The sequence below is a fragment of the Mesorhizobium sp. SARCC-RB16n genome, from assembly GCF_008520305.1.
GTDB lineage: Bacteria > Pseudomonadota > Alphaproteobacteria > Rhizobiales > Rhizobiaceae > Mesorhizobium.
In genome coordinates, this window is record NZ_ML703277.1 from 57,322 (window position 1) to 79,126 (window position 21,805).

The following is a 21,805-nucleotide window of genomic DNA, read 5'->3' on the forward strand; positions in this document are numbered from 1 at the left end:
TTCAAATTCAGGAGTACTTGAAATGACCAAGATCGCACTCACCGCCGCTGCCATCCTCGTTGCCACCGGCACTGCTTTTGCCGGCAGCGACAACTACGGCTCCAACAACGCCAACCAGCCGGTTGTCAGCCAGTCGACCTCCAACGTCGACACCTTCCACACCGGCTCTATTCTGAAGTCCGACAAGGCGCAGGCTGATGCCAATGCCAACGTTCCGGCTCAGTCGGGCCAGGGCATCTGGGGCCGCTGATCCCTTCAAGCATCGCGTGACTACCGTGACTACAAAGAGCGGTGGGCCTGGCCCGCCGCTCTTGTTTTTTGCGGAAGAGTAGGGTGAGCCAACCCCGGGGCAGGCCATGCCGGACTGCCATCGCGCGGGCGCAGCCCCGCGTGTTCATTGCGGATCGAACCAATCGGTTCAATTAATGTTGACGAGCCGTGAGCGCACTGCGAATCCGTGCCCGGCGAAACAAAGCTCAATGCTTCGTGAATTGCGCAATAAATGACTGACATTGTTGACGAAAAGCACTGCTGCTCAAATCTGTGTCTCAACCTCGAGGTCCGCAATCGGGCCGTGAAGGAACATCTTCGTGATTGGAAGCCGGCGAACGAAAACCCACTTTGAGGTGGTCCGAGCGACGCGAAATTCCTCCCCAGGGCACGCCACTTGACGGACAGACCAGAACGACTGGAGTAAAGAAAATGACCAGGATCGCACTTACCGCCGCCGCCATTCTCGTTGCCACGGGCAGCGCCTTCGCCGGTAGCGGCAACTATGGCTCCGACAACGTCAATCAGCCGGCTGTCACCGCGCCAGCGGGCAAGATCGACCACAGCTACACGGCTTCGATCCGCAAGCCGGTCGAACACCGCGACTTCAAGCTGACGCCCGATTCGAACCAGCCGGAGTCCGGCCAGGGTAACTGGGGCAACTGATCCACGCAGGGCCTCGACTACCTCGACGACAAAGAGCGGTGGGCCTGGCCCGCCGCTCTTGTTTTTTGGATGAGTCCAAGGGCATTGGCCGTATCGGCCGATCTTCGCAGTCGGCAAAAAATTCCCGTCCAGGAATAAACCCAAGCTGCTTCTGGTCTTCTCCTCAGCGGAACCGTCCTCCCAAGACGCCGCCCAACGGATGAACCAGGAGATTGAAATGAACAGACTTGCTCTCGCTACCGCCGCTATCCTTGTCGCAACCGCAGGTGCATTCGCTGGCAGCGACCACTTTGGCTCCGACAATGCCAACCAGCCTGTTGCCCCGATCACCGGCGTGGATCACGACGCCACTGGCGCCGTCAGCAACAACACGAATATGACCGGGCACAAGGCCGACACCAAGATGAAGCCCGCAACCGACTGGCCGGAGCCCGGCCAAGGCATCTGGGGCAATTGATGTCAGCGGTGCGGCAGGCCTGATCCGCCGTACTCGCCAGACACCGGATTTCTACCTTAAATCCTTCGGCCGCAGGCAATGTGTCAGCCGGGCGGCCGACAGGCCAGACCAATCGTCTTCAAAGACAAAGCGCGCGAGAGCTGTTGTCGGAAACTTTTCCTCGAGCCTCTCGCGCGCCTTGGCCTCCGATCCCGGTCCGGCAATCTGTTTTGCCAAATCCTCAAGGCCTGGATTGTGGCCGAGAACCAGCAGGCAGCCGCTCGACGGGTCTGCTTTGCGTATCTGGCGCAGAATATCCGCCGCTGACGCATCGTAGAGTGCTTCGGCAAACGCGACGCGAGGATGCACGGGCAGTTCCGCAGCCACCAGCCGCCACGTATCGCGGGTGCGCAGTGCCGGCGAAACCAACGCCAGGTCCGGCAGCCAGTCGCGCGCGGCAAGCTCGCGGCCGATCAATCGGGCTGCCTTCACTCCACGGTCCGCCAGCGGCCGGTCGAAATCATCGAGGTCAGGATCATCCCAGCTCGATTTGGCGTGGCGCAGCAGAAGCAGCTGTCTCATCGGCATCGTTCAGGACCAGGGAATGTCGGCATTGAAATCCTTGCCATATCCACCACCATACCGCGCGCCCGTGGTGGTATCAAAGGCCGCCGCCAAAGTACCGAAGATGAACAGGCCTACAAATCGCTCGTTCCGATCCCACCTGACGGTGACATCTGCCCCGGTGATCGCCCACGCGCCTGAGCGAATATGAATTCTGCCGGCGACCGGTTCAGATGCCTGGCCCTTGATTTCGCTCAGATAGAAATAGGCCGTGGCATTTTGTGGTCCTTCGGTCTCATCGTATTCGAAGACACCGGCAAGATCACCTTTTCTTCGAATTGCGCTGTCAAAGACATCCAAGAGTTCGATCCTAAAGCAGCGTCGAGACATCGCGCGCGCCGTGCACAATGCGCACGATCTCGATCTGTCCCTCGGCCAGGCGACAGAGGATCAGATAGTTGCCAATGGTCAATGCTCTGGCGTCGACGCAGATGACGGGTCTGCGCGGTCCAGATTCGGGAAAGGCAGCAAGCTGCAGGATGCGCTCGGCGATAGCATCCAGAAAATGGTCGGCGGCACGTGGGCTCCCCTCGGCGACGGCAAGCCAGATATCGACAAGATCATTTTCCGCCGCTGGGCTGCGGATGATCGGGATTCTTGCCATAGGCTATTTCTTGGCGGCTTCAACGAGCCGGCTGCGGGCCTTCCGCTTGATGTCTTCGACGTCAAAAGCAGCAAATGGACCGCTCTCCAGCCCGTCCGTCCAAGCCTGACGCAATCGGTCCACTTCGGCCTCGCGGAGCGGTTGACGCAGGCGCCACTCGCGTAGCGCCTCGCGGATCACTTCGCTTGCCGATCCATAGCGACCGCTGCCGACGGCGTCCTTGACCATCGCCAGCAGTTCAGGGGAAAGCGCCACGCTGACTTTTTCGACTGTCGTCATCGAATTGTCTCCTTGAACGGCAAGTAGCAATATTTGCTACCAACCTCAAGGTTAGGGCGTGATCCGCGCCAGATGCTCCAGGTCGGCTTCCTCGCGCAGCGGGTCGGGCGCCATCACCACCGAGGTGCCGTTGTCGGCATCGTCGGCAAAGTGAGCAAGCACGGCGCGGCCGGCCTCCATGCGTGCCTTGCCTTCGGCGACGAGTCCCAGCGCCAGCGGATAGAGCCGGTGCTCGGCCTTGAGCACCCGGGCTGCCAGCGTATCGGCATTGTCGCCGACCATCACCGGCACAGCCGCTTGGGCGATGATCGGGCCGTCATCCATCTCGGGCGTCACGAAATGCACCGTGCAGCCATGGATGCGGATACCGGCGGCCAGCGCCCTTGCATGGGTGTCGAGGCCCTTGAAGGCCGGCAGCAGGGCAGGGTGGATGTTGATCATGCGACCCTGCCATTTCTGGACGAAGCCGGGGGTCAGGATGCGCATATAGCCGGCCAGCGCCACGATCTCGGCTTTGAAGGCCGTAAGTGCTGCGTCGATCGCCGCGTCATGTGCTTGCTTACTGCCGTGGTCGGTGCGGGAAATGACCTGGATGGCGATGCCGCGTGCCTTGGCGATGCCGAGGCCGGCAGCGTCCGCCTTGTCGGAGATGACGCCGACGATCTCGGCCGGGAAGGCCGGATCGCTGGCCGCCGCGATCAGCGCGGTCATGTTGGAGCCGCGCCCCGATATCAGGACGACGGTGCGTTTTCTCTGCGTGCTCATAGGCCGATCGAGCCCCGATAGATGACGCCGGCGTCCCGGCGCGGCACGATGCGGCCGATCGGCGTCACCGTCTCGCCGGCTTCCTGCAGCACGGCCGCGACCTGAGCTGCCTGACCCGAAGCGACAGCCAAAATCATGCCGACGCCGCAGTTGAAGGTGCGCATCATCTCCTCCGGCGCCACGCCGCCGGTCTTGGCCAGCCACGAGAACACGGGTGGCACGTCGATGGCTTCGAGATCAAGCTCGGCCGAAAAATCCTTGGGCAGCACGCGCGGAATGTTTTCCGGGAAGCCGCCGCCAGTGATGTGGGCCAGCGCTTTTATGCCATGCGTGTTGCGGATCGCCTTGAGGAGCGATTTCACATAGATGCGGGTCGGCTCGAGCAGCGCCTCGGCCAGCGTCGCCTCGTCGTTGAACGGCGCCGGATCGCTCCACGCCAGGCCGCTCGCGGCAACGATGCGGCGCACCAGGGAAAAGCCGTTGGAATGGAGGCCGGAAGAGGCAAGGCCGAGCAGCACATCGCCTTCGACGATGTCGTCGGTAGGCAAAAGCTGCCCGCGTTCGGCCGCGCCCACCGCAAAGCCGGCAAGGTCGTAGTCCTTGCCGTGATACATGCCGGGCATTTCGGCGGTCTCGCCGCCGATCAGCGCGCAGCCGGCCTGGCGGCAACCCTGCGCGATGCCGCCGACGATCGCGGCACCTTGTTCGGGATCGAGTTTGCCGGTGGCGAAATAGTCGAGGAAGAACAGCGGTTCCGCGCCCTGCACGACGATGTCGTTGACGCACATGGCGACAAGGTCGATGCCGATCGTGTCGTGCTTGCCGGCATCGATGGCGATCTTGAGCTTGGTGCCGACGCCATCATTGGCGGCGACCAGCACCGGATCGGTGAAACCGGCTGCCTTCAGGTCGAACAGGCCGCCGAAGCCGCCGATCTCGCCATCCGCGCCTGGTCGGCGCGTCGCGCGCACCAGCGGCTTGATCTTCTCCACCATAAGATTGCCGGCATCGATGTCGACGCCGGCCTCGGCATAGGTGAGCCCGTTTCTGCGCTTGGCCGTTTTGTTCTGGCCCGTTTTGTGCTGGCCGGTTTCGCGCTTGCTCATCGCAATGTTCCTGCTCGTTTGCGGGCTCTTCGCATGAACGGTTTCGGTCCGCAAGGATAACGGCCGAACCGGGCGCCGTTTGGCCCGACAAAAGCGTGGATAGCCGGGGCATTGCACACTGCGTCTGCTGCCGGCCCAGCCTGCTTCTCCCTTGCCTCGGTCCTCCATCTCCCTCATCTATTTCAGGGCATAATACGGCGGGACAATGCCTTGACCATCCCCAACCTGATCACCATCCTGCGCCTTGTCCTGGTGCCTGCCTTGGTGCTGGCCATGTTGCAGGCGCGCTGGGACTGGGCTTTTGCCGGCTTCGTCGTTGCCGGCATTTCCGACGGTGTCGACGGTTTCATCGCCCGCCGCTTCAACCAGCAATCCAGGTTAGGCGCCTATCTCGATCCGTTCGCCGACAAGCTGCTGCTGGTTTCGGTGTTCGTCGTCATGGGCTTCATCGCGCAGTTGCCGCTTTGGCTGGTCGTCACCATGGTGTCGCGCGATGCGCTGATCGTCTGCGCGGTCCTGCTGTCCACGGTGATGGCTCATCCAGTCGAGATAAAACCGTTTCTGGTGTCGAAGGCCAATACCGCCATCCAGATCGTGCTGGCGGCGGTTGTGCTGGGGGAACTCGCCTTTGCCGTGCACCTCGACCCTCTGCGGCCAGCCCTCATATTGCTGTCCGGGGTCTTGACCGTGACTTCGGCCGCGGCCTATCTCGTGGCTTGGCTGAGGCATATGAGCGGCTATGGCGAAGGCGGTAAATCAGGCTGACAAGCCCATCGACAGCAAGGCTGCCCGCAAGCCGGCCGCCCGCAAAGCGGTGGCGCGGGGCAAGGCCGCCGATGACCAGATCGTCGTCGTGCCGGCCGGCGAGACGGCGGCGGAGGCCGAGGCGTCGTCCACGTTCCACCGGCAGATCTTCTTCTGGCTGGCGGGTGCCGCGATCCTGGCGCTTTTTCTTTATGTCTTCAGCGCCATCCTGCTGCCCTTCGTCGCCGGCATGGTGCTTGCCTATTTCCTCGATCCGGTCGCCGACCGCCTGCAGCGGCTTGGCCTCAGCCGCTTCATGGCGACGGTGGTCATCCTCATCACCTTCCTCATCGTGCTGGTGCTGGCCTTCGTCATCCTCATTCCGGTGCTGGCGACGCAGATGGCCGATTTCGCCGGCAAGCTGCCAGAGTACCTGACCCGGTTGCAAAGCCTGATCACCTCCTTTGATCCGAAATGGCTGGAGCAGAGATTCGGCGTCAACGCCAACGGCCTGCGCGACGGGCTGAATTCGCTGCTGACCTCCGGCTTCGGTCTGATAACCACGGTCTTCACCTCCCTGTGGAGCTCCGGCTTGGCGCTGGTCTCGGTGGTCAGCCTGTTCGTGGTCACGCCGGTCGTCGCTTTTTACATGCTGCTGGACTGGGATCGCATGGTGGCGATCATCGACAGCTGGGTGCCGCGCGACAACGTCGCGACGGTGCGCGCGATTGCGCGCGATATCAACACCGCTACCGCCGGCTTCGTGCGCGGCCAGGGCACGCTGTGCCTTGTCCTGGGCGCCATGTATGCCACCGGCCTGACGCTGACCGGGCTGAATTTCGCCATCCTCATCGGCCTGTTCGCCGGGCTGATCTCCTTCATCCCCTATGTAGGCTCGTTGACCGGGCTGGTGCTGGCCGTCGGCGTCGCCTTCGTCCAGTTCTGGCCCGACTGGACGATGATCGTCGCCGTCGCCGTGGTCTTCTTCATCGGCCAGTTCATCGAAGGCAACATCCTGCAGCCCAGGCTGGTCGGCAAGAGCGTCGGCTTGCATCCGGTATGGCTGATGTTCGCGCTGTTTGCCTTCGGCGCGCTGTTCGGCTTCGTCGGCCTGTTGATTGCCGTGCCGGCTTCGGCGGCGATTGCGGTGCTGGTCCGGTTTGCCATTGCCCGTTATCTCGAATCGCCCCTCTACAAGGGCCATGCGACAGAACCCTTGCCGCCACTGCCGGCCGATCGCGGCGGCGGCCATCGCACGCAACCGCGTCGCTGAAGTGACTGCCCAGCGAACCGATCCGCCGCGCCAACTGCCGCTCGATCTCGGCCATGGCACCGGCTACTCGCGCGACGAACTGGTCGTCTCCGGCACCAACAACCAGGCGGCGGCGTTGGTCGACCGCTGGCCGGATTGGCCAGCGCCAGTGGTGGTGCTGGCAGGTCCCGCTGGTTCGGGCAAAACGCATCTGGCCTCGATCTGGCGTGCCCGCGCCAACGCGGTGGCCGTCGACGCCGGGCGCATGGGCGACAGCATCGCCAATCTCGGCACGCGGTCGGCGCTCATCGACGATATCGATATCGGCGCGGTCGACGAGCAAGGCCTCTTCCATTTGATCAATGCCGTGCGCGGCGCCGGCTCGACGATGCTTCTGACGGCGCGGCGCTTTCCGTCGGCCTGGGGCGTCAAGCTGCCCGATCTTGCCTCACGGCTGAAGGCGGCGGCAACCGTCGAGATCCACGAGCCCGACGATCTCTTGCTCGCCGGCGTCATCACCAAGCTGTTCGCCGACCGACAGGTCGAGGTCGAGCCGCATGTCGTGCAGTATCTGGTACGGCGCATCGAGCGTTCGCTCGCAACCGCGATGCGTGTGGTGGAGCGCCTGGATCGCACCGCCTTGGAGCGCAAGATGCCGATCACAAGGGCATTGGCCGCCGAGACCGTCAACGCCATGGATGAAGGGCAGGGCGAGTTCGAGATTTGATGGGCTTCGGTGTTCCAGTGTGATTCCCCGTCTCGACGCCTGTCCCGTTTTGGGAAACAAGACTGGCACCCGTCTTGCATCGTGAGCTTGCCGGCTGACCCCGGTCCTGATTGCGTTCCAAATCAGGTTGTAGGCTCGCCGGGATTGAGGCGGTTGGGGTTCTCGCCCGGCGAGCTTGCCTTCAAATGCATGCCGTTTGCCGGGAGATTGCTTTGTCGTCGGATGAACAGCGGCCAATCACAGCCACATTCCGACGAAATGCCGAACCAACAGATAGATGGCGGAATGCGCGGCGATATAACTGGCCGCGACCAGCACGAACATCCCGATGCTGGCAGGCCAGGAACGCGAAGCGGCTGTCCCCGGTGCCAGCTTGGCTTGCCTGCGGCTCTCTCTATTGTTCCACATCGCCAGCGCCGCACAGGCGATTGCCCACGCCGCCATGAACGGAATCGTCACGCCCGCATAGGCAAAATAGGCCGGCCCGAACAGCGACACCCATGCATCGATCCCAAACACCGCAAATCCCCCGTTTGCCGAAGTTTAAGCCGGCAATGGCGAGGGAAGCGAGCCGGAAATGGTGAAACGCGAATGAGGGCCAACCCCTTCGGTGCCATCGGTATCGCATTTTAAAGAGAAATGGTCGGAGTGGAGAGATTCGAACTCCCGACCCTCTGGTCCCAAACCAGATGCGCTACCAGGCTGCGCTACACTCCGAACGGTCTGTTGCCTATTCATTTCGGTGTTACATGGCAAGTGCAAAAACCTTGCCGCCGGTGCCAATGCGCAGTAATGACGGCCAAGGGGCGGTGATGCCGCCTTGCACAACAAAGAGGTGGCCATGTCCGCGCGCATTTTCAGCCCAGCCAAAACCGCGATGCAGTCCGGCAAGGCCAAGACCGGCCACTGGGTGCTGGAATTCGATCCCGAGATGCGCAAAAAGATCGATCCCCTGATGGGCTACACCACGTCGGGAGACATGAGAAGCCAGATCAGGCTCACCTTCGGCACCAAGGAAGAGGCGGTGGCCTACGCTGAAAAGGAAGGGCTTGCCTTCCGCGTCGAAGAGCCGAAAGAACCTAAGCGCCGCCAGATTTCCTATGCGGAGAATTTCCGCTATGACCGCAGAACGCCCTGGACGCATTGACCGGCTAGCCCGGCGCGCGCCAGCGCCACTATCTACCGGCCCCGAGCCGGCCAGCGGTCCCGTAGCTCAGCTGGATAGAGCACCGGCCTTCTAAGCCGATGGTCACAGGTTCGAATCCTGTCGGGATCGCCATAATTTCAATGGCTTATGGAACCACAATTGGCTCGCGGCGCGCCTTGCATTCAGACATGGCCAGCGTCTTGTGGAGGGGATGACGCTAATGCATGTCGCCCGGAAGTGTCCTCGGTTCCGGGATAACGACATGCATAAAATCAGGAGCTTACAGCAGGTCGGGCGAATCCTATTCGCCGCGACATGCTGTAGTCGATAGGCAATCAGCTTGTTCGGAGCGGATCGCTCAAGACTTTCGTCACCCCCACCCAAATCAGCGCACCGTGCTCGGCACGGGCGTGTTGAGAAGCTGCTGTTCCCAAAGATACGCGATGCCGCTGCCGCCGAAGTGCTGGATGAGAATCTCGGTCAGCTCCTCGACATGCTCGGTGCGCGCCCAATCGCGTTGCCATTCGCCAGCGAGCGCCATCACGGTCATCACGTTCGCGCCGGCGGTGATCATGCGCTGGATGGCAACTTCGTGAGACTCCTTCGAAATCCCGCCCGACGCGTCGGTGATCACGGTCACGTCCCAGCCTTCGCCGGCGGCCTGGATCACAGGCATTGCGACGCAGACCTCGGTCCACAGTCCGGCGATGATCAGCTGCTTGCGGCCGGTCGCCTTGACGACGTTCACCACATTCTCGTCCTGCCAGGTGTTCACCCAGGTGCGATCGATGACTTCCTGGCCCGGAAATACGTCGGTGATCTGCTTAAAGAGAAGTCCACCGCGCGCCGCGATCACGCTGGTGAGAATGGTCGGAACATTGAAGGCTTTTGCTAGCTTCGCCAGCGCGGTCGTGTTGTTGACCACCATGTGCGGATCGTGGCTGTTCAGGTTTGCGAGCTGATAGGGTTGGTGGTCGATCAGAACGAGGACCGAGTCTTCAGGACGAAGTAGCGAATCAAGACCGTTGCGAGGGGTCATCAGGACTTCCTTTCTATGCCGCTATGGACGGCAATGGGTTCACGGGAGACATGCGCCAGCAGGCGACGTTGCCAGGACGCAATTTGCTGTTCCTTTTAGTGATACGGTAGTGCCATAATCGGGCAAGCTGTGTCGCGAAACGAGGAACGCTGAAATTGGACATCGAAGATTTACAGACATTCGTCGCAGTGGCCGATGCCGGGGGCGTATCGGCCGCCGCGCGCCGGCTCGGCGTCTCCAAATCGATCGTCAGTCGGCGGCTCTTTCGGGTTGAAGCGGAGCTTGGCGTCCAGCTTCTGGCACGAACGACCCGTGGCGCTGCGCTCACGGAAGCGGGCATGACGTTCAGAGACCATGCGGCCCGCGCCAGCGCCGAGATCGATACGGCCAGGGAAACGATTCTCCCCACCGGTGAGTTGCGCGGCCGCCTGCGGGTTGCCATGCCGCTTTCTTTCGGCCCGACGCACTTCGCCCCCGTGCTTGCGGAAATGGCGCGACACCACCCGCAGCTCCACATCCATACCTCCTACAGCGATCGCTTCGTCGATCTCATCGCCGAAGGCTTCGATTGCGCGATCCGGGTTGGTTACCTTCAGGACTCCAACCTGATCGCGAGACGCGTCGGGCCGATCTATGGAAAGCTTGTCGCAAGCCCGGACTACGTCAAAGCGCACGGTTCACCTGAGACGGTAGAGCAACTCGTCGACCATCAGGCCCTCATGCAAGGAACGGAAGCCTGGCGGTTCATGGATGGCGACAAGATCGTCACGGTTCAGCCGCAGGGCAGGTTCAAGGCCGACAACGCTACGGCGCTTGCCGCTGCCGCCGCGGCGGGACTCGGCATCGCCTGGCTCCCCGATTGCATCACATACGAATATGTGGCCTCCGGCGCGCTCGTTCCGGTTATGACACGCTATCCGCCACCTTCGGCAGGCGCATATGTCGTCCGGCCGCCGGGTAAACACCCCACACGGAAAGTCCGGATCCTCATCGAAATGTTGATCGAGAACTTCGCCCGGAATCCGGACGTTTGGGGTGTCGATCGTTGAACACGTATTTTATCGTTATTTCCCAAATGGCTACACGTTCCGCATCGTTCGGGATCGCCTTGATTTCAAACGGCATGAGCTGATGCGGTCACTTGACTTCACCCTTGCTCACCAGTGCCGCCACGGCATGTAACGAAAGCCGCACGGGGTTCCGGGCCCGCGCAGGGCTCCGGAATTATTTCGTGATCTGGCCCTGTTGGAACCTTGGGCAAAACTACGCGTTCGGGGCCTTGTATTCGTGGAGCCTCATAAAGGGCAACGTGCGGCTAGCGAATGGGTGGGGCAAAACAGGCGCGGGTCGGGGAAGGAGAGTCAGGTCATGTCGAAACGTGAAATCGGAACGTCCCCTGCCTTGGTGCGGCGTATCGCCGAACTCAGGGCCCGAATGCAGGATGCTGAAATTTCCGGCTATGAGATGAAAACCTTTCACAAAGTCGCCGCCATCATGGGATCTGGCGACGGTTCCTTGCGACTGGATGCCGACGACATGATCGCGGCATCCTTCGTTATCGAGGCGGCTGGGCCCGCGTCCAGCCGCTGACTTCGGAAGTCTCCCTGTCCGAAATCCGATGAGCAAATTGCTTCTGCTACCGGGGCACGGCCGCCTATTTGGGCGCGATCGTGCCCCGGCTCACGGCCATCCGATCTCGAATTGAAAGGAAAGTCTTATCATTTTGTTTGCGTTGGCACGTCATAGTAGGGACGGCTAACGGAGTGAAAGGGCATGAAGCTGGACCTGTCGCCGACCAGCTGGGGCAGGGTGAGCGCCGTCACCGCCGCCGGCACGACATTCTTCATTGCCGTGGCGTTTTTCGTCGATTCGTTCAATTTCCCCTATCTTTCGCCCGAGGCTGTCTGGCGCGCGGAGTTGACCGACCTTCTGCTGCCCATGGTGCTGGGTGGCTCGTTTTTGTTTTTCCTGATGTGGAAGATCCGCCAGTTGGCGATAGCCCAGTGCGACCTCAGCGTCATCGCCGCGACGGACAGCCTGACGGCGGTGTTGAACCGCGGCGCCTTCTCGATGCTGGTCGAGGCCTATCTCGAGCAGACCCGCAAGCAGGAAGAGACCCGTTCCGGCGCGCTGCTGATCATCGATGCCGATCACTTCAAGTCGATCAACGACCGCCTCGGCCACGATTGCGGCGACCAGGCGCTCAAGCTGATCGCGCAGGCGATCAAGGGCCAGCTGCGCGGCAGCGATATCGTCGGTCGGATCGGCGGCGAGGAGTTTGGCGTATTCCTTCCCGGTGTCGACCCCTCGCAATCCTGGCTGGTTGCCGAAGGCATCCGCCGACGGATACGCGAAATGGACTTTTCCCCGGGCGGCCGCTCCTGCCCGCTTTCCGTCAGCATCGGCGGCACCAGCTTCAGCGGGCCGACCACCTACGAGGCAATATTCTCCGCCGCCGACAGACGGCTTTATGCCGCGAAATCGAATGGACGCGATCAGGTCAGCTTCGATCCGGCGGAAGCCTCCCTGGTGTCTCCGCCCAGCATCGCCACCGTGCACTGACCGCAGCCTTGCAGCGAGCAGACATCGGCCGCTTGCTTGACGCTTGCTTGTCTGTGTGCTTCCTCCGGGCAAGTAGTGTACGGAGCATCGCCAGAAATAGTCCTGCCTCTTAAGTCCCGATCGTGCGGTTTCGCGGATACAGCACGGCCTTGGGTGCAGGCAATTGAATGGCGAAACGCTCTGGTAGCCCAGTAAGCACCGCGATCATGATCCATTTATTCAACGGCTTTCAGAACCCGTTTGGCGGCAGTGAGCGCGAAACCCTGGAATTGTACCGGCTGTTGAGCGCCGACTCGCAGGTGCACCTTTGGGCAACCTCGTCGCGCGTATCCGAAGAGCTGATGCACGAATTTCCGATACGCTGCGTCTCGCCGGCAACACGCAACGTACCGGATGGCGGCACCTATGTCTTTCTTGGTGCGCATTGGCGCAACAAAATGTGGCCTTATTTGATTCCACGGCCGCGCCGGCTGATCTATGTCTTCAACACCTTTCATCCCAAGATCATCGCACTGACGACGGGCAGGCCGCGCCTGCTGCGTTGGCCTGATGCCGAACTGGTGCTGATCTCCGACTTTCAGAGGCGCATGCTGCAGGTCGAAGGCGTCGTCCATGCCTCGCCGATCAATATCGAGCGCTTCTCGCCGCGCCCGGCAAGGCCGAACGGTCCGTTCACGGTGGGACGGCTGAGCCGCGACACGGCGGACAAGCATCACGCGGACGATGTGGCGCTCTATGAGGCATTGCTTTCCGATGGCATAGCGGTGCGAATTCAAGGCGGCATGCCGCTCAAGGGCAGCCTCGCGCCGCATCCGCAACTCGAACTCCTGCCACAGGGCGAATTTGCCGCCGAACAGTTTCTGCCGACGCTCGACGTGTTCTACTATCGCACCGGCTCGCATGTGGAGACGTTCGGCCGCGTGGTGTTCGAGGCGATGTCCTGCGGACTGCCCGTGGTCTGCCATTCGAATGGTGGCTACGTCGACCACATTAGGCATGGCGAAAACGGTTTCCTGTTCGAAACGACGCAACAGGCGGCAGGAATCCTGGCCGAGCTTAAAGCCGATCCGGCGCTGCGACTGGCCGTCGGCCGGAAGGGGCGGCAAACCGTGGAGGAACTGTTTTCACCGCAGGCGTTGCAACAGCGGTTGGATTTCTATCGGCGTTAGCGGTGCCACCCCGTCTGGCCTTCCAAATGTTCCCGGCCAACAATCCGCGCGGCCCCTTTGGCATCAATCCCGACATCGCGCTAAAGCTGGCATCACGTGAATCGCTGGCGGCCGGCATCGGTGCGCAACAGATCGAGCAGGGCTTCTACCGATGACATTGATGGGCGCAGCGGCGCTGCTGATCCTGGTCCTGACCTATGCCGGCGTCGCCATCGGCCGCATACCTGGCTTGCGTCTCGACCGGGCAGGCATTGCGCTGCTTGGCGGCGCGGCGATGATCGCCATCGGCGCGCTCAGCATGGCGGATGCATATCGCGCCATCAATTTCGACACCATCACGCTTCTGCTCGGCATGATGATCGTAGTGGCGCATCTGAAGGTATCGGGCGCCTTTCGCGGTCTCGGCGCCATCGCCATCGAGCACGCGCATGCACCGTTCATGCTCCTGGTGATGGTGACGCTCCTGACCGGCGTGCTGTCGGCCTTCCTGGTCAACGACGCCATCTGCCTGGTCATGGCGCCGATCGTCGTCCACGTCACCCGCGTCATCAACCGCAACCCGATCCCCTATCTGATCGCCACCGCCACCGCTTCGAACTGCGGCAGCGTCGCCACCATCACCGGCAATCCGCAGAACATGGTGATTGGCGCGCTATCGGGCGTTTCCTATCCGGCCTTTTCGGCGGCGCTCGCTCCAGTCGCCTTGTTCGGCCTTGTCGCGGTCATCGTCATTGTGCGCATCGTCTACCGCGCCGAATTCACGCGCAACGGCGAACTGACGCCACACATCTCGCGCGGCCGCATGCATCGTGGCCAGGTGCTGAAGGCTGTGGTCGTCTGCATCGGGCTGGCGATCGCCTTCTTTGCCGGTGTTCCCGTAGCCAAGGCAGCGCTCATCGGCGGCGCCATTCTGCTGCTCACCCGGGCCATCAAGCCATCGCGCATCTACCGCGAGATCGACGGGCCGCTGCTGTTCATGTTCGCGGGTCTGTTCGTGGTGGTTGCCGGCGCGGAAAAGACGCTGCTGACACCTGACATGATCGCCTCGGCCAAGAACATCGAGCTCGACGATGTCTGGAGGCTGTCGGGTTTCACCGCCGTGTTGTCCAACATCATGAGCAATGTTCCGGCCGTGCTGGCGCTCAGGCCATTCATACCCGGCCTGGAGAACCCCGAGCGCGCCTGGCTGGTGGTGGCCATGAGTTCCACGCTGGCCGGCAACTTCACCTTGCTCGGCTCGGTTGCCAACCTGATCGTCGCGGAGCAGGCACGGGCCGCCGGCACGCCGCTATCGTTCGGCGCCTTCTTCAAGGTTGGCTTGCCACTGACGCTGGTAACGCTCGTCGCCGGCACGGCATGGCTGGCGTTTAGGTTCTAGACCGGGTGCTTGAAGTTCGCGCCCGGACAAGCGTCGCCGCGCCGCGGCCGGCTGCCTCGATATAATCGGGGTTGCGGTGGATCAGCATGATCGAAAAGGAACCGTCTATCAGGAGCACGATCTCGCGTGCCAAGGCTTGCGGCTCCTCGACACCGTGGTTGGATAACTCCCCAGCCAGCCATGTTTCGAAATTTGACTTGTGTCGTGACCCGACCTTGATCGCCGGGTGCCCAGGCATCGAAGCGAGTTCTGCGGCCGTGCGCAGGAACCCGCATCCCTTCCATTTCGGGTGACGCGCGGCCCTCGCCAGGTTGGTGAAGATCGCCTCGACCTTGCGATCCGCGCCGCCTTCGGCAGCATCGAACCAGCCGGCCATCAGCGTCAGATTGGGCTGGTCGCGGCCATCGAGATAGGCAGCTACGAGGTCGTCCTTGCTCTTGAAGTGGTAATAAAGCGTCCGCTTGGTGAGCCCTGCCTTTTCGGCGATGGCATCGACGCTGACGCGACCGATGCCTTCTGCGTAAAACAGTCTTGTCGCGGCATCGACAATTCGTTTGCGGGTAGGGCTTTGAGCTTCGGGCATCAGCTTTGGTATACTGACTAGTGAATATACACAAGCGGCAACGGGTGTAACCTTCCGGCCCGTGAGCATGATGAAGAAGGAAGCCAAATGACCGATCTTGTCCTTAACGAAACCAGGGATGGGATTGTCGTCCTTACCCTCAACCGGCCGGAAAAACTCAACGCGCTGAACTATGCCCTGATCGATCGTCTGCTCGCGGTCCTCGACGACATTGAAGTCGATGACGTCGTCCGGGCGGTTATTCTCACCGGAGCAGGGGAGCGTGCGTTTTCGGCGGGCGGCGACATCCACGAGTTCTCGGCCAGTGTGGCGCGTGGCGTCGATGTTGCGATGCGTGACTTCGTCATGCGCGGGCAGCGGCTGACGGCAAGGCTGGAAGCATTTCGCAAACCCGTCATTGCCGCCGTCAACGGCATGGCTTTCGGCGGTGGCTGCGAAATCACCGAAGCGGTGCCGCTCGCCGTCGCCAGCGACCGCGCTTTGTTTGCCAAGCCGGAAATCAACCTCGCGATGCCGCCGACCTTCGGCGGGACGCAGCGTCTGCCACGGTTGGCCGGGCGCAAGCGGGCGCTCGAACTGCTTTTGACCGGCGACTGGTTTTCGCCGCAACGGGCGCTTGAACTTGGCCTCGTCAACCAGGTGGTGTCGCATGACGATCTGATGCCGGCCGCAATCGGCTTGGCCAGGCGTATCCTGCGGCACTCCGATCTGGCCGTCGCGAGCATCCTCACCGCGGTGGCGCGCGGCGTCAACCAGAGCATCGCCGAAGGCCTGATGGTCGAGGCCGAGCAGTTTGCCCGCATGGCCCCGACCGCCGATCTGCGCGAAGGGCTCGATGCCTGGATCGGCAGGCGCGAGCCCTGTTATGATGATTCATGGACGCATATCGCCCGGTCTGGCGAGGCCACCACGCCGCGCGCAATCCGGTAGAGGGGCTGATTGTGCGTCTTCATGATGGAGCGGAAAGCGTCGCTCTCGCGCGCCAGCGCCCGTCGCACGAGCTGCATGTCGCCTGAAGCATCAGAAGGCGTCGCCGTCGACACAGCAGGCATGGCCAGTTTCCTCAACCCAATCTCCGAACCGAATCCCGAATAAGAGATTGGACGGCATTGCCGGCAAAAGGTTCCTGGAATTTTTTGTCGGTCCGGTCGGTTGCTATCGTGTCGCGCCCGGCCAAGGCTTGTCAGCAGCCTGCAGACGTGCCGTGGCCGCCAGCAGATCGGTCTGTGTGATCAGTCCGAGGATCCGCTTGTCGTCGTCGATCACGATGACCGCATGGCTGCGGCTGTCGGTAAGCACGGGGAGCAGCCCGATCGCGGCGGAATCGGCCGAGGCCGTCGCAGCTGGCGATATCGCCGACCCGACCGTGCCGGAGGCCAGTGCCAGTTCCCGCAACCCCACCGTTCCCGCCAGCCTTGCCTCTTCGCCGACGACTGGCAAGGTGCGGATGTTGTGGTCGAGCAGCAATTGGCGCGCCGTTTCGGCGGGCGTGTGCTCGTCGACCGAGATCACATCGCGCGACATGATGTCTTCGCACCGAAGGCTCTTGTGCGTGCGCACCATCGCCTGCAGTTCGACTTGCCGCAGCAGCCGGTCAAGATCATTTCGATCGATGTCGAAGGTCTCATCGAGAGCGCCAAGCGCGGCGTCGATATCCTCGGGCCGAAAGCCGACGCGCAACTGCGCTGGCGGATCGATGGTGCCATGGCTGTTCGCCGGCACCGATGCGGGCAGGTGCGGGTAGTTACGCCGCGCCAGCTTGTGGAAGCCGTAACCCAGCGTCACCAGCAGCATGGAGTTCAGCGCCACCGGCACGAATGGAAACAGGAAGCCGGCGCTGGTGACGGCAGGGCCTCCTAGCACCGCGGTCAGCGCGGCGGCTCCGCCCGGCGGATGCAGGCAGCGCGTGAACGACATGGCAGCAATGGCCAGCGCCACCGCGATGCCGGTGGCAAGGGCGGTTTCATGGATGAAATGGGCCACGACTACGCCGACCAGTGCCGATACCGTGTTGCCGCCGATGATCGACCAGGGTTGCGCCAACGGACTTGCCGGCACCGCGAACAGAAGCACGGCGGACGCCCCCATCGGTGCCACCAGCAGCGGCACATGCGGTCCGTTGCCGAGCACCAGGCCCCCGATCGCCCCGGTCAATGCGATGCCGATCGTCGCACCGATGCAGGCGATGATGCGCTCGCGCAGTGTCGCGCCGGCAAGAATGGGAACAAAAAGGCGGAAAGCCATGACGTCGGAAACTTTGCCGGTACTGCAGGGGCGGATCGCACCGCAATGGCCCGGCATTGATGAATTTGAAAGCCAAATCGATCCGCGAAGCCGCGATTTGAGGAAAAAGAATTCCTGGGCTGTCGTTACGCCCCCGCCAGGTGACGTCGGCGTTCGTCAGTCTTTCGAGGCGTTTGCGCTGGTCCGCTGAACCGATTCGACAGCCGCTCAGGCCGTTCAGGCGGCCGCCGCGGCGGCGAGGCCGCGCACAATATCGGCTTTCAGGTCGTCGACATCCTCGAGGCCGATCTGCAGTCGGATCAGCGGACCTTCGTAAGGGCCCTTCGCAACGACGCGGTCGCCAAGCCAGACCGGCACCGCAAGGCTCTCGTAGCCTCCCCAGGAATAGCCGAGCCCGAAGATCCGCAGCGCGTCGAGGAAAGCGTGCTGCTCCTTCTGGCCGCCGCCGGCAAGCACGATGGAAAAGATGCCGCTCGAACCGCAGAAGTCGCGCTTCCAAAGATCGTGGTCCGGATGGCTTGGTAGGGCAGGGTGGAGCACGCGCGCCACGCCCTCCTGGCCTTCGAGCCACGACGCGATGGCAAGCGCGCTACGCTGGTGATGGTCGAGCCGCACGCCCATCGTGCGCAGGCCGCGCAGCACCTGATAGACATCGTCGGGCCCCGCGCAGCAGCCAAGAGTGCAAAAGCTCTCGTAGAGCTGCTTCCAACAGGCCTCATTGGCCGAGACCGTGCCGAGCAGTACGTCCGAATGGCCTGCAGGATATTTCGTCGCCGCGTGGATCGAGATGTCGACGCCATGGTCGAGCGGCCGGAAATAGAGTGGCGTTGCCCAGGTGTTATCCATCATCACGATGGCGCCGGCCGCATGCGCCGCCTTGGCGATCGCCGGGATATCCTGCACCTCGAACGTATTGGAGGCCGGCGATTCGGTGAACACCACCTTGGTGTTCGGCTTGATCAATGCCGCGATGCCGGCACCGATATTGGGAGCATAATACTCGACCTCGACGCCCAACCGCTTCAGCATCGTGTCGGCGAAGTTTCTCGTGGGGTGATAGACGGAATCGACGATAAGCAGATGGTCGCCCGCCGATACGAAGGCGAGCAGCGGAATGGTCACCGCCGCCAGGCCCGACGGCACGGCGATCGTGCCAGCGGAGCCTTCCAGCGCATCGATCGCCTGTGCAAGGGCATCGGTCGTCGGTGTGCCGCGCGTGCCGTAAGTGTATTTCTGGTTGCGTGCGGCCATCGCGGCGGCATTGGGGAACAGCACGGTCGAGGCATGCACCACAGGCGGATTGACGAAGCCGAAATAGTCGTGCGGGTTGTTGCCCGAATGGGCAAGCCGCGTGTTGATGCCCATCTTGCCGGAACCCTGCTCGCTGCCGTCTTTCGCCATTCTTGGTCGCCCTGTTTGATAAGGCGCTAGCCATAGTGCGGCGTCGTGGGCCGTGCAACAGCCCACCATCCGCCAGGAATGGACTTCGAATATGCCAATTCCCTGGTCCGAAAGACATCGCCAGGGGCTGGTCCTGAACTCGACCAACCATGTGCGGCAGTGCTTGTCGGAAGCTCGATCGCCGCCGGTCGACCTACTGTAGCCAGCTATTGTAGCTGGCATGGATTTCACGGCGCCGGCTCATATCTGCGTCAAATGAACTCTGCCGATTCAATTCGCGCTTTTTGACTAAATCGCGGGCGCGTTTGTCTGCAATTCAGGCATTTCGGGCAATCGATTTTCAAACCCGTTGCAATTCGGTCATTTTCCTTGACCTCACGAGAATTATCGCCTTCGATGCTGTTCGTGAATCGGAGGCGGCGTGTCGATTTGCGACGCGGGGTTCCGGGAATGGGCCGGGATGGGAGCTGCGTTCACACGGGAAAAAAGATCAGGGTTTGCCTGAAAAACAGAAAAGGTCTGTGGGTCATGAAACATATTGCTATCGGCATTCTTGGCGCCGCTACGCTTGGATTGATGGCGTCGGCTGCATCGGCCGGCACGCTCGACACCGTCAAGGCGAAGGGGTTCATCCAGTGCGGCGTCTCGACCGGTTTGGCCGGCTTCTCGGCGCCGGACGACAAGGGCGACTGGCAAGGCATCGACGCCGATTTCTGTCGCGCGGTCGCCGCCGCCGTCTTCGGTGACGGCACCAAGGTCAAGTTCACGCCGCTCAGCGCCAAGGAGCGCTTCACCGCGCTGCAATCCGGCGAGGTCGACATCCTGTCGCGCAACACCACCTGGACGATCAACCGCGACACCGCGCTTGGCCTGAATTTCATCGGCACGACCTACTATGACGGCCAGGGCTTCATGATCAACGCCAAGAAACTGCCGGGCGTCAATTCGGCGCTGCAGCTTTCGGGCGCCGCCGTCTGCGTGCAGAGCGGCACGACCACCGAGCTCAACCTCGCCGACTACTTCAAGGCGAACAAGATGGAGTACAATCCGGTCGTCTTCGAGAAGCTGGAAGAGGTCAACGCCGCCTATGATGCCGGCCGTTGCGACGTCTACACCACCGACCAGTCGGGCCTTTACGGCATTCGCTTGACGCTCGGCTCGCCGGCCGATCACGTCGTGCTGCCCGAGATCATCTCGAAAGAGCCGCTCGGACCTGCCGTTCGCCAGGGCGACGACCAGTGGTATCACATTGTCAAGTGGACCTATTTCGCCCTGCTCGACGCCGAGGAACTCGGCATCACCAAGGCCAATGTCGACGAAATGAAGAATTCCGCCAGCCCCGAGATCAAGCGCGTGCTCGGCCAGGAAGCCGATACCAAGATCGGCACCGATCTCGGCGTCTCCAATGACTGGGTCGTCAACATCGTCAAGGCCACCGGCAATTACGGCGAAATGTTCGACCGCAATGTCGGCTCGGGCAGCCCGCTCAAGATTGCTCGCGGCATCAATGCGCTGTGGACCAAGGGCGGCCTGCAATACGCTCCGCCGATCCGCTGATCGAAATGTGATCCGGAAGGCAGGCACCTGCCTTCCGGTTTCTCTTTCACAGGGGACGTGACATGGCATCGCAGGAAATCCTACGCGAGGAGCCGAGCCGCGGCTCCTTCGTCAATGACCCGAGAATACGCAGTCTGTTCTTCCAGACGCTGGTCGTCGTCCTGTTGTTCGGCTCCATCTGGTGGATCGTGCAGAATGTCATCGACAATCTGCAGCGCCTGCACATCGCCTCCGGCTTCGGCTTCCTCAAGGGGCGCGCGGGCTTCGACATATCGGACACGCCGATAGCCTATACGTCGGACTCGACCTATGGTCGCGCCATCGTCGTCGGCCTGATCAACACCATCATCGTTGCCGTCGCCGGCATCATCACCGCTACCATCATCGGCTTCATCATCGGCATCGGCCGCCTGTCGCAGAACTGGCTGATCCAGAAGATCTGCACGGTCTATGTCGAGATTTTCCGCAACATCCCGCCGCTGCTGGTCATCTTCTTCTGGTATTCCGGCGTGCTCGCCGTGCTGCCGGCGCCGCGCGACTCCTACCATCTGCCCTTCGGCTCCTTCCTCAACCAGCGCGGCTTCTATTTTCCGCGCCCGGTCTGGGGCGACGGCTCCTGGCTGATCCTGGTGGCCCTTGTCGTGGGCATCGCAATGTCGTGGTTCGTCGCCCGCAGGGCACGCCAGCGGCAGATGGCGACAGGCCAGCAATTTCCGGTGTTCTGGACGTCCGCTGCGCTGATCGTCGGCCTGCCGCTGCTCGCTTATGTGCTGAGCGGCTTTCCGCTGAGCTTTGACTTGCCGAAACAGTCGACCTTCAACCTGACCGGCGGCTTCCAGGTCAAGCCGGAATTCCTGTCGCTCTATCTGGCGCTGTCCTGCTACACGGCGGCCTTCATCGCCGAAATCGTGCGCGCCGGCATCAGAGGCGTCAGCAAGGGCCAGACCGAGGCGGCGGCAGCACTTGGCCTGCGATCCGGGTCGATCTTGCGGTTGGTCGTGGTGCCGCAGGCCATGCGCATCGTCATCCCGCCGCTGACCAGCCAGTATCTCAACCTGACCAAGAACTCCTCGCTGGCGATCGCCATCGGTTATCCCGACCTGACGGCGACAGCCGGTACGGTTCTGAACCAGACCGGGCAGGCGGTCGAAGGCGTGCTGATCATGATGATCGCCTATCTCATACTCAGCCTTGTAACCTCGGCTGTCATGAACGTGGTCAACGCCAGAATGGCGCTGGTGGAGAGGTAGAG

At 62.1% G+C, this 21,805-nt stretch carries 28 protein-coding genes and 2 tRNA genes; 18 read left to right on the plus strand and 12 right to left on the minus strand.

Annotated elements, in window-relative coordinates; genetic code table 11:
• The first annotated feature begins 22 nt into the window (after positions 1-22).
• The 3 genes from C7I87_RS22420 to C7I87_RS22430 all read left to right on the plus strand — a co-directional run bounded on the left by C7I87_RS22420 (position 23) and on the right by C7I87_RS22430 (position 1,393).
• The gene (locus C7I87_RS22420) at positions 23-250 is read left to right on the plus strand and encodes a DUF680 domain-containing protein (RefSeq protein ID WP_149906260.1); all 228 of its coding nucleotides are present in this window, start codon (positions 23-25) and stop codon (positions 248-250) included.
• A 452-nt stretch (positions 251-702) separates the two neighbouring features.
• Complete coding sequence (locus tag C7I87_RS22425) at positions 703-936, plus strand: DUF680 domain-containing protein (protein WP_149906261.1); 234 nt, start codon at positions 703-705, stop codon at positions 934-936.
• A gap of 217 nt (positions 937-1,153) precedes the next feature.
• Positions 1,154-1,393 carry a DUF680 domain-containing protein gene (locus C7I87_RS22430; RefSeq protein ID WP_149906262.1) on the plus strand — a complete coding sequence of 80 codons (240 nt, stop codon included), beginning with the start codon at positions 1,154-1,156 and terminating at the stop codon, positions 1,391-1,393.
• Between the two features lie 51 nt (positions 1,394-1,444).
• On the opposite strand, the gene C7I87_RS22435 is transcribed toward C7I87_RS22430, so the two are convergent.
• From C7I87_RS22435 to purM, 6 genes are read right to left on the minus strand one after another with little or no spacing between them, the layout of a single operon-like run.
• Complete coding sequence (locus C7I87_RS22435) at positions 1,445-1,954, minus strand: SixA phosphatase family protein (RefSeq protein ID WP_149906263.1); 510 nt, start codon at positions 1,952-1,954, stop codon at positions 1,445-1,447.
• A gap of 9 nt (positions 1,955-1,963) precedes the next feature.
• Positions 1,964-2,296, minus strand: a complete 333-nt coding sequence (locus tag C7I87_RS22440) for a hypothetical protein (RefSeq protein ID WP_149906264.1) — start codon at positions 2,294-2,296, stop codon at positions 1,964-1,966.
• Between the two features lie 10 nt (positions 2,297-2,306).
• The gene (locus C7I87_RS22445; RefSeq protein ID WP_149906265.1) at positions 2,307-2,600 is read right to left on the minus strand and encodes a type II toxin-antitoxin system RelE/ParE family toxin; all 294 of its coding nucleotides are present in this window, start codon (positions 2,598-2,600) and stop codon (positions 2,307-2,309) included.
• A gap of 3 nt (positions 2,601-2,603) precedes the next feature.
• Positions 2,604-2,879, minus strand: coding sequence for a type II toxin-antitoxin system ParD family antitoxin (locus C7I87_RS22450; RefSeq protein ID WP_149906266.1), 276 nt, complete (start codon positions 2,877-2,879; stop codon positions 2,604-2,606).
• Positions 2,880-2,930: 51 nt separating this feature from the next.
• Positions 2,931-3,644: a phosphoribosylglycinamide formyltransferase gene (gene purN / locus C7I87_RS22455; RefSeq protein WP_149906267.1), complete on the minus strand. Its 714-nt coding sequence runs from the start codon at positions 3,642-3,644 to the stop codon at positions 2,931-2,933.
• Positions 3,641-4,750: a phosphoribosylformylglycinamidine cyclo-ligase gene (gene purM / locus C7I87_RS22460; RefSeq protein ID WP_149906268.1), complete on the minus strand. Its 1,110-nt coding sequence runs from the start codon at positions 4,748-4,750 to the stop codon at positions 3,641-3,643. The genes purN and purM overlap by 4 nt, the downstream gene beginning before the upstream one ends.
• A gap of 210 nt (positions 4,751-4,960) precedes the next feature.
• On the opposite strand from purM, the gene C7I87_RS22465 reads away from it, so the two are divergent.
• Genes C7I87_RS22465 through hdaA form a run of 3 tightly spaced genes read left to right on the plus strand, consistent with a single transcriptional unit; the run spans position 4,961 to position 7,473 of the window.
• Positions 4,961-5,515 (plus strand): CDP-alcohol phosphatidyltransferase family protein, encoded by a 555-nt coding sequence (locus C7I87_RS22465; protein WP_149906269.1) that lies wholly within the window; start codon positions 4,961-4,963, stop codon positions 5,513-5,515.
• Positions 5,490-6,767, plus strand: coding sequence for an AI-2E family transporter (locus tag C7I87_RS22470; protein WP_246696351.1), 1,278 nt, complete (start codon positions 5,490-5,492; stop codon positions 6,765-6,767). Before C7I87_RS22465 ends, C7I87_RS22470 begins: the two co-directional genes overlap by 26 nt.
• A 1-nt stretch (position 6,768) precedes the next feature.
• Positions 6,769-7,473 (plus strand): DnaA regulatory inactivator HdaA, encoded by a 705-nt coding sequence (hdaA, locus tag C7I87_RS22475; RefSeq protein WP_149906270.1) that lies wholly within the window; start codon positions 6,769-6,771, stop codon positions 7,471-7,473.
• Between the two features lie 237 nt (positions 7,474-7,710).
• Here hdaA and C7I87_RS22480 read toward each other — a convergent pair whose 3' ends face one another.
• A complete protein-coding gene (locus tag C7I87_RS22480; protein WP_246696352.1) occupies positions 7,711-7,971 on the minus strand; it encodes a hypothetical protein in 261 nt (86 codons plus the stop codon).
• A gap of 142 nt (positions 7,972-8,113) precedes the next feature.
• Positions 8,114-8,190 (minus strand) — tRNA-Pro (locus C7I87_RS22485).
• A gap of 124 nt (positions 8,191-8,314) precedes the next feature.
• Between C7I87_RS22485 and C7I87_RS22490 the strand changes: the two genes are divergently transcribed.
• On the plus strand, positions 8,315-8,620 hold the full coding sequence (locus C7I87_RS22490; RefSeq protein WP_127276639.1) for an ETC complex I subunit: 306 nt from the start codon (positions 8,315-8,317) through the stop codon (positions 8,618-8,620).
• 55 nt (positions 8,621-8,675) lie between these two features.
• A tRNA-Arg gene (locus tag C7I87_RS22495) sits at positions 8,676-8,752 on the plus strand.
• 253 nt (positions 8,753-9,005) lie between these two features.
• On the opposite strand, the gene C7I87_RS22500 is transcribed toward C7I87_RS22495, so the two are convergent.
• Complete coding sequence (locus C7I87_RS22500; RefSeq protein ID WP_149906272.1) at positions 9,006-9,659, minus strand: hydrolase; 654 nt, start codon at positions 9,657-9,659, stop codon at positions 9,006-9,008.
• 155 nt (positions 9,660-9,814) lie between these two features.
• Between C7I87_RS22500 and C7I87_RS22510 the strand changes: the two genes are divergently transcribed.
• The 6 genes from C7I87_RS22510 to C7I87_RS22530 all read left to right on the plus strand — a co-directional run bounded on the left by C7I87_RS22510 (position 9,815) and on the right by C7I87_RS22530 (position 14,768).
• Positions 9,815-10,708, plus strand: a complete 894-nt coding sequence (locus C7I87_RS22510; RefSeq protein ID WP_149906274.1) for a LysR family transcriptional regulator — start codon at positions 9,815-9,817, stop codon at positions 10,706-10,708.
• A gap of 319 nt (positions 10,709-11,027) precedes the next feature.
• Positions 11,028-11,249 (plus strand): hypothetical protein, encoded by a 222-nt coding sequence (locus C7I87_RS22515; RefSeq protein WP_149906275.1) that lies wholly within the window; start codon positions 11,028-11,030, stop codon positions 11,247-11,249.
• A 183-nt stretch (positions 11,250-11,432) separates the two neighbouring features.
• Positions 11,433-12,221 carry a GGDEF domain-containing protein gene (locus C7I87_RS22520; RefSeq protein ID WP_149906276.1) on the plus strand — a complete coding sequence of 263 codons (789 nt, stop codon included), beginning with the start codon at positions 11,433-11,435 and terminating at the stop codon, positions 12,219-12,221.
• Between the two features lie 206 nt (positions 12,222-12,427).
• Positions 12,428-13,390: a glycosyltransferase family 4 protein gene (locus tag C7I87_RS22525; RefSeq protein WP_149906277.1), complete on the plus strand. Its 963-nt coding sequence runs from the start codon at positions 12,428-12,430 to the stop codon at positions 13,388-13,390.
• 26 nt (positions 13,391-13,416) lie between these two features.
• A complete protein-coding gene (locus tag C7I87_RS36520; RefSeq protein ID WP_281409067.1) occupies positions 13,417-13,545 on the plus strand; it encodes a hypothetical protein in 129 nt (42 codons plus the stop codon).
• Positions 13,542-14,768, plus strand: coding sequence for an anion transporter (locus tag C7I87_RS22530; protein WP_149906278.1), 1,227 nt, complete (start codon positions 13,542-13,544; stop codon positions 14,766-14,768). Before C7I87_RS36520 ends, C7I87_RS22530 begins: the two co-directional genes overlap by 4 nt.
• Here the strand turns inward: C7I87_RS22530 and C7I87_RS22535 are convergent.
• Positions 14,758-15,351: a TetR/AcrR family transcriptional regulator gene (locus C7I87_RS22535; RefSeq protein ID WP_188393943.1), complete on the minus strand. Its 594-nt coding sequence runs from the start codon at positions 15,349-15,351 to the stop codon at positions 14,758-14,760. The two genes, C7I87_RS22530 and C7I87_RS22535, sit on opposite strands and share 11 nt — an antisense overlap.
• 87 nt (positions 15,352-15,438) lie before the next feature.
• On the opposite strand from C7I87_RS22535, the gene C7I87_RS22540 reads away from it, so the two are divergent.
• Positions 15,439-16,281, plus strand: a complete 843-nt coding sequence (locus C7I87_RS22540) for a crotonase/enoyl-CoA hydratase family protein (protein ID WP_149906280.1) — start codon at positions 15,439-15,441, stop codon at positions 16,279-16,281.
• Positions 16,282-16,506: 225 nt separating this feature from the next.
• On the opposite strand, the gene C7I87_RS22550 is transcribed toward C7I87_RS22540, so the two are convergent.
• Positions 16,507-17,595 carry an HPP family protein gene (locus C7I87_RS22550; protein ID WP_149906281.1) on the minus strand — a complete coding sequence of 363 codons (1,089 nt, stop codon included), beginning with the start codon at positions 17,593-17,595 and terminating at the stop codon, positions 16,507-16,509.
• On the opposite strand from C7I87_RS22550, the gene C7I87_RS22555 reads away from it, so the two are divergent.
• Positions 17,594-17,785 (plus strand): hypothetical protein, encoded by a 192-nt coding sequence (locus C7I87_RS22555; RefSeq protein WP_149906282.1) that lies wholly within the window; start codon positions 17,594-17,596, stop codon positions 17,783-17,785. The genes C7I87_RS22550 and C7I87_RS22555 overlap by 2 nt on opposite strands.
• A gap of 26 nt (positions 17,786-17,811) precedes the next feature.
• On the opposite strand, the gene C7I87_RS22560 is transcribed toward C7I87_RS22555, so the two are convergent.
• Positions 17,812-18,996, minus strand: a complete 1,185-nt coding sequence (locus C7I87_RS22560) for a cystathionine beta-lyase (RefSeq protein ID WP_149906283.1) — start codon at positions 18,994-18,996, stop codon at positions 17,812-17,814.
• Between the two features lie 528 nt (positions 18,997-19,524).
• Between C7I87_RS22560 and C7I87_RS22565 the strand changes: the two genes are divergently transcribed.
• Entirely contained in the window at positions 19,525-20,553 is a 1,029-nt protein-coding gene (locus C7I87_RS22565; RefSeq protein ID WP_015318414.1) for an amino acid ABC transporter substrate-binding protein, read from the plus strand.
• A 62-nt stretch (positions 20,554-20,615) separates the two neighbouring features.
• Complete coding sequence (locus tag C7I87_RS22570; RefSeq protein WP_149906284.1) at positions 20,616-21,803, plus strand: amino acid ABC transporter permease; 1,188 nt, start codon at positions 20,616-20,618, stop codon at positions 21,801-21,803.
• Positions 21,804-21,805: the final 2 nt, after the last annotated feature.

What these genes read in the sequence shown, in the direction of transcription:
- C7I87_RS22540 (WP_149906280.1), top strand. Translation starts at nt 15,439, where the DNA reads ATGACCGATCTTGTCCTTAACGAAACCAGGGATGGGATTGTCGTCCTT.
- C7I87_RS22560 (WP_149906283.1), bottom strand. Translation starts at nt 18,996, where the DNA reads ATGGCGAAAGACGGCAGCGAGCAGGGTTCCGGCAAGATGGGCATCAAC.
- C7I87_RS22555 (WP_149906282.1), top strand. Translation starts at nt 17,594, where the DNA reads ATGACGTCGGAAACTTTGCCGGTACTGCAGGGGCGGATCGCACCGCAA.
- C7I87_RS22425 (WP_149906261.1), top strand. Translation starts at nt 703, where the DNA reads ATGACCAGGATCGCACTTACCGCCGCCGCCATTCTCGTTGCCACGGGC.
- C7I87_RS22450 (WP_149906266.1), bottom strand. Translation starts at nt 2,879, where the DNA reads ATGACGACAGTCGAAAAAGTCAGCGTGGCGCTTTCCCCTGAACTGCTG.
- C7I87_RS22530 (WP_149906278.1), top strand. Translation starts at nt 13,542, where the DNA reads ATGACATTGATGGGCGCAGCGGCGCTGCTGATCCTGGTCCTGACCTAT.
- C7I87_RS22520 (WP_149906276.1), top strand. Translation starts at nt 11,433, where the DNA reads ATGAAGCTGGACCTGTCGCCGACCAGCTGGGGCAGGGTGAGCGCCGTC.
- C7I87_RS22570 (WP_149906284.1), top strand. Translation starts at nt 20,616, where the DNA reads ATGGCATCGCAGGAAATCCTACGCGAGGAGCCGAGCCGCGGCTCCTTC.
- C7I87_RS22430 (WP_149906262.1), top strand. Translation starts at nt 1,154, where the DNA reads ATGAACAGACTTGCTCTCGCTACCGCCGCTATCCTTGTCGCAACCGCA.
- C7I87_RS22535 (WP_188393943.1), bottom strand. Translation starts at nt 15,351, where the DNA reads ATGCCCGAAGCTCAAAGCCCTACCCGCAAACGAATTGTCGATGCCGCG.
- C7I87_RS36520 (WP_281409067.1), top strand. Translation starts at nt 13,417, where the DNA reads ATGTTCCCGGCCAACAATCCGCGCGGCCCCTTTGGCATCAATCCCGAC.
- C7I87_RS22565 (WP_015318414.1), top strand. Translation starts at nt 19,525, where the DNA reads ATGAAACATATTGCTATCGGCATTCTTGGCGCCGCTACGCTTGGATTG.
- C7I87_RS22470 (WP_246696351.1), top strand. Translation starts at nt 5,490, where the DNA reads ATGGCGAAGGCGGTAAATCAGGCTGACAAGCCCATCGACAGCAAGGCT.
- C7I87_RS22435 (WP_149906263.1), bottom strand. Translation starts at nt 1,954, where the DNA reads ATGAGACAGCTGCTTCTGCTGCGCCACGCCAAATCGAGCTGGGATGAT.
- C7I87_RS22525 (WP_149906277.1), top strand. Translation starts at nt 12,428, where the DNA reads ATGATCCATTTATTCAACGGCTTTCAGAACCCGTTTGGCGGCAGTGAG.
- C7I87_RS22515 (WP_149906275.1), top strand. Translation starts at nt 11,028, where the DNA reads ATGTCGAAACGTGAAATCGGAACGTCCCCTGCCTTGGTGCGGCGTATC.
- C7I87_RS22420 (WP_149906260.1), top strand. Translation starts at nt 23, where the DNA reads ATGACCAAGATCGCACTCACCGCCGCTGCCATCCTCGTTGCCACCGGC.
- C7I87_RS22500 (WP_149906272.1), bottom strand. Translation starts at nt 9,659, where the DNA reads ATGACCCCTCGCAACGGTCTTGATTCGCTACTTCGTCCTGAAGACTCG.
- purN (WP_149906267.1), bottom strand. Translation starts at nt 3,644, where the DNA reads ATGAGCACGCAGAGAAAACGCACCGTCGTCCTGATATCGGGGCGCGGC.
- C7I87_RS22445 (WP_149906265.1), bottom strand. Translation starts at nt 2,600, where the DNA reads ATGGCAAGAATCCCGATCATCCGCAGCCCAGCGGCGGAAAATGATCTT.
- C7I87_RS22490 (WP_127276639.1), top strand. Translation starts at nt 8,315, where the DNA reads ATGTCCGCGCGCATTTTCAGCCCAGCCAAAACCGCGATGCAGTCCGGC.
- purM (WP_149906268.1), bottom strand. Translation starts at nt 4,750, where the DNA reads ATGAGCAAGCGCGAAACCGGCCAGCACAAAACGGGCCAGAACAAAACG.
- C7I87_RS22550 (WP_149906281.1), bottom strand. Translation starts at nt 17,595, where the DNA reads ATGGCTTTCCGCCTTTTTGTTCCCATTCTTGCCGGCGCGACACTGCGC.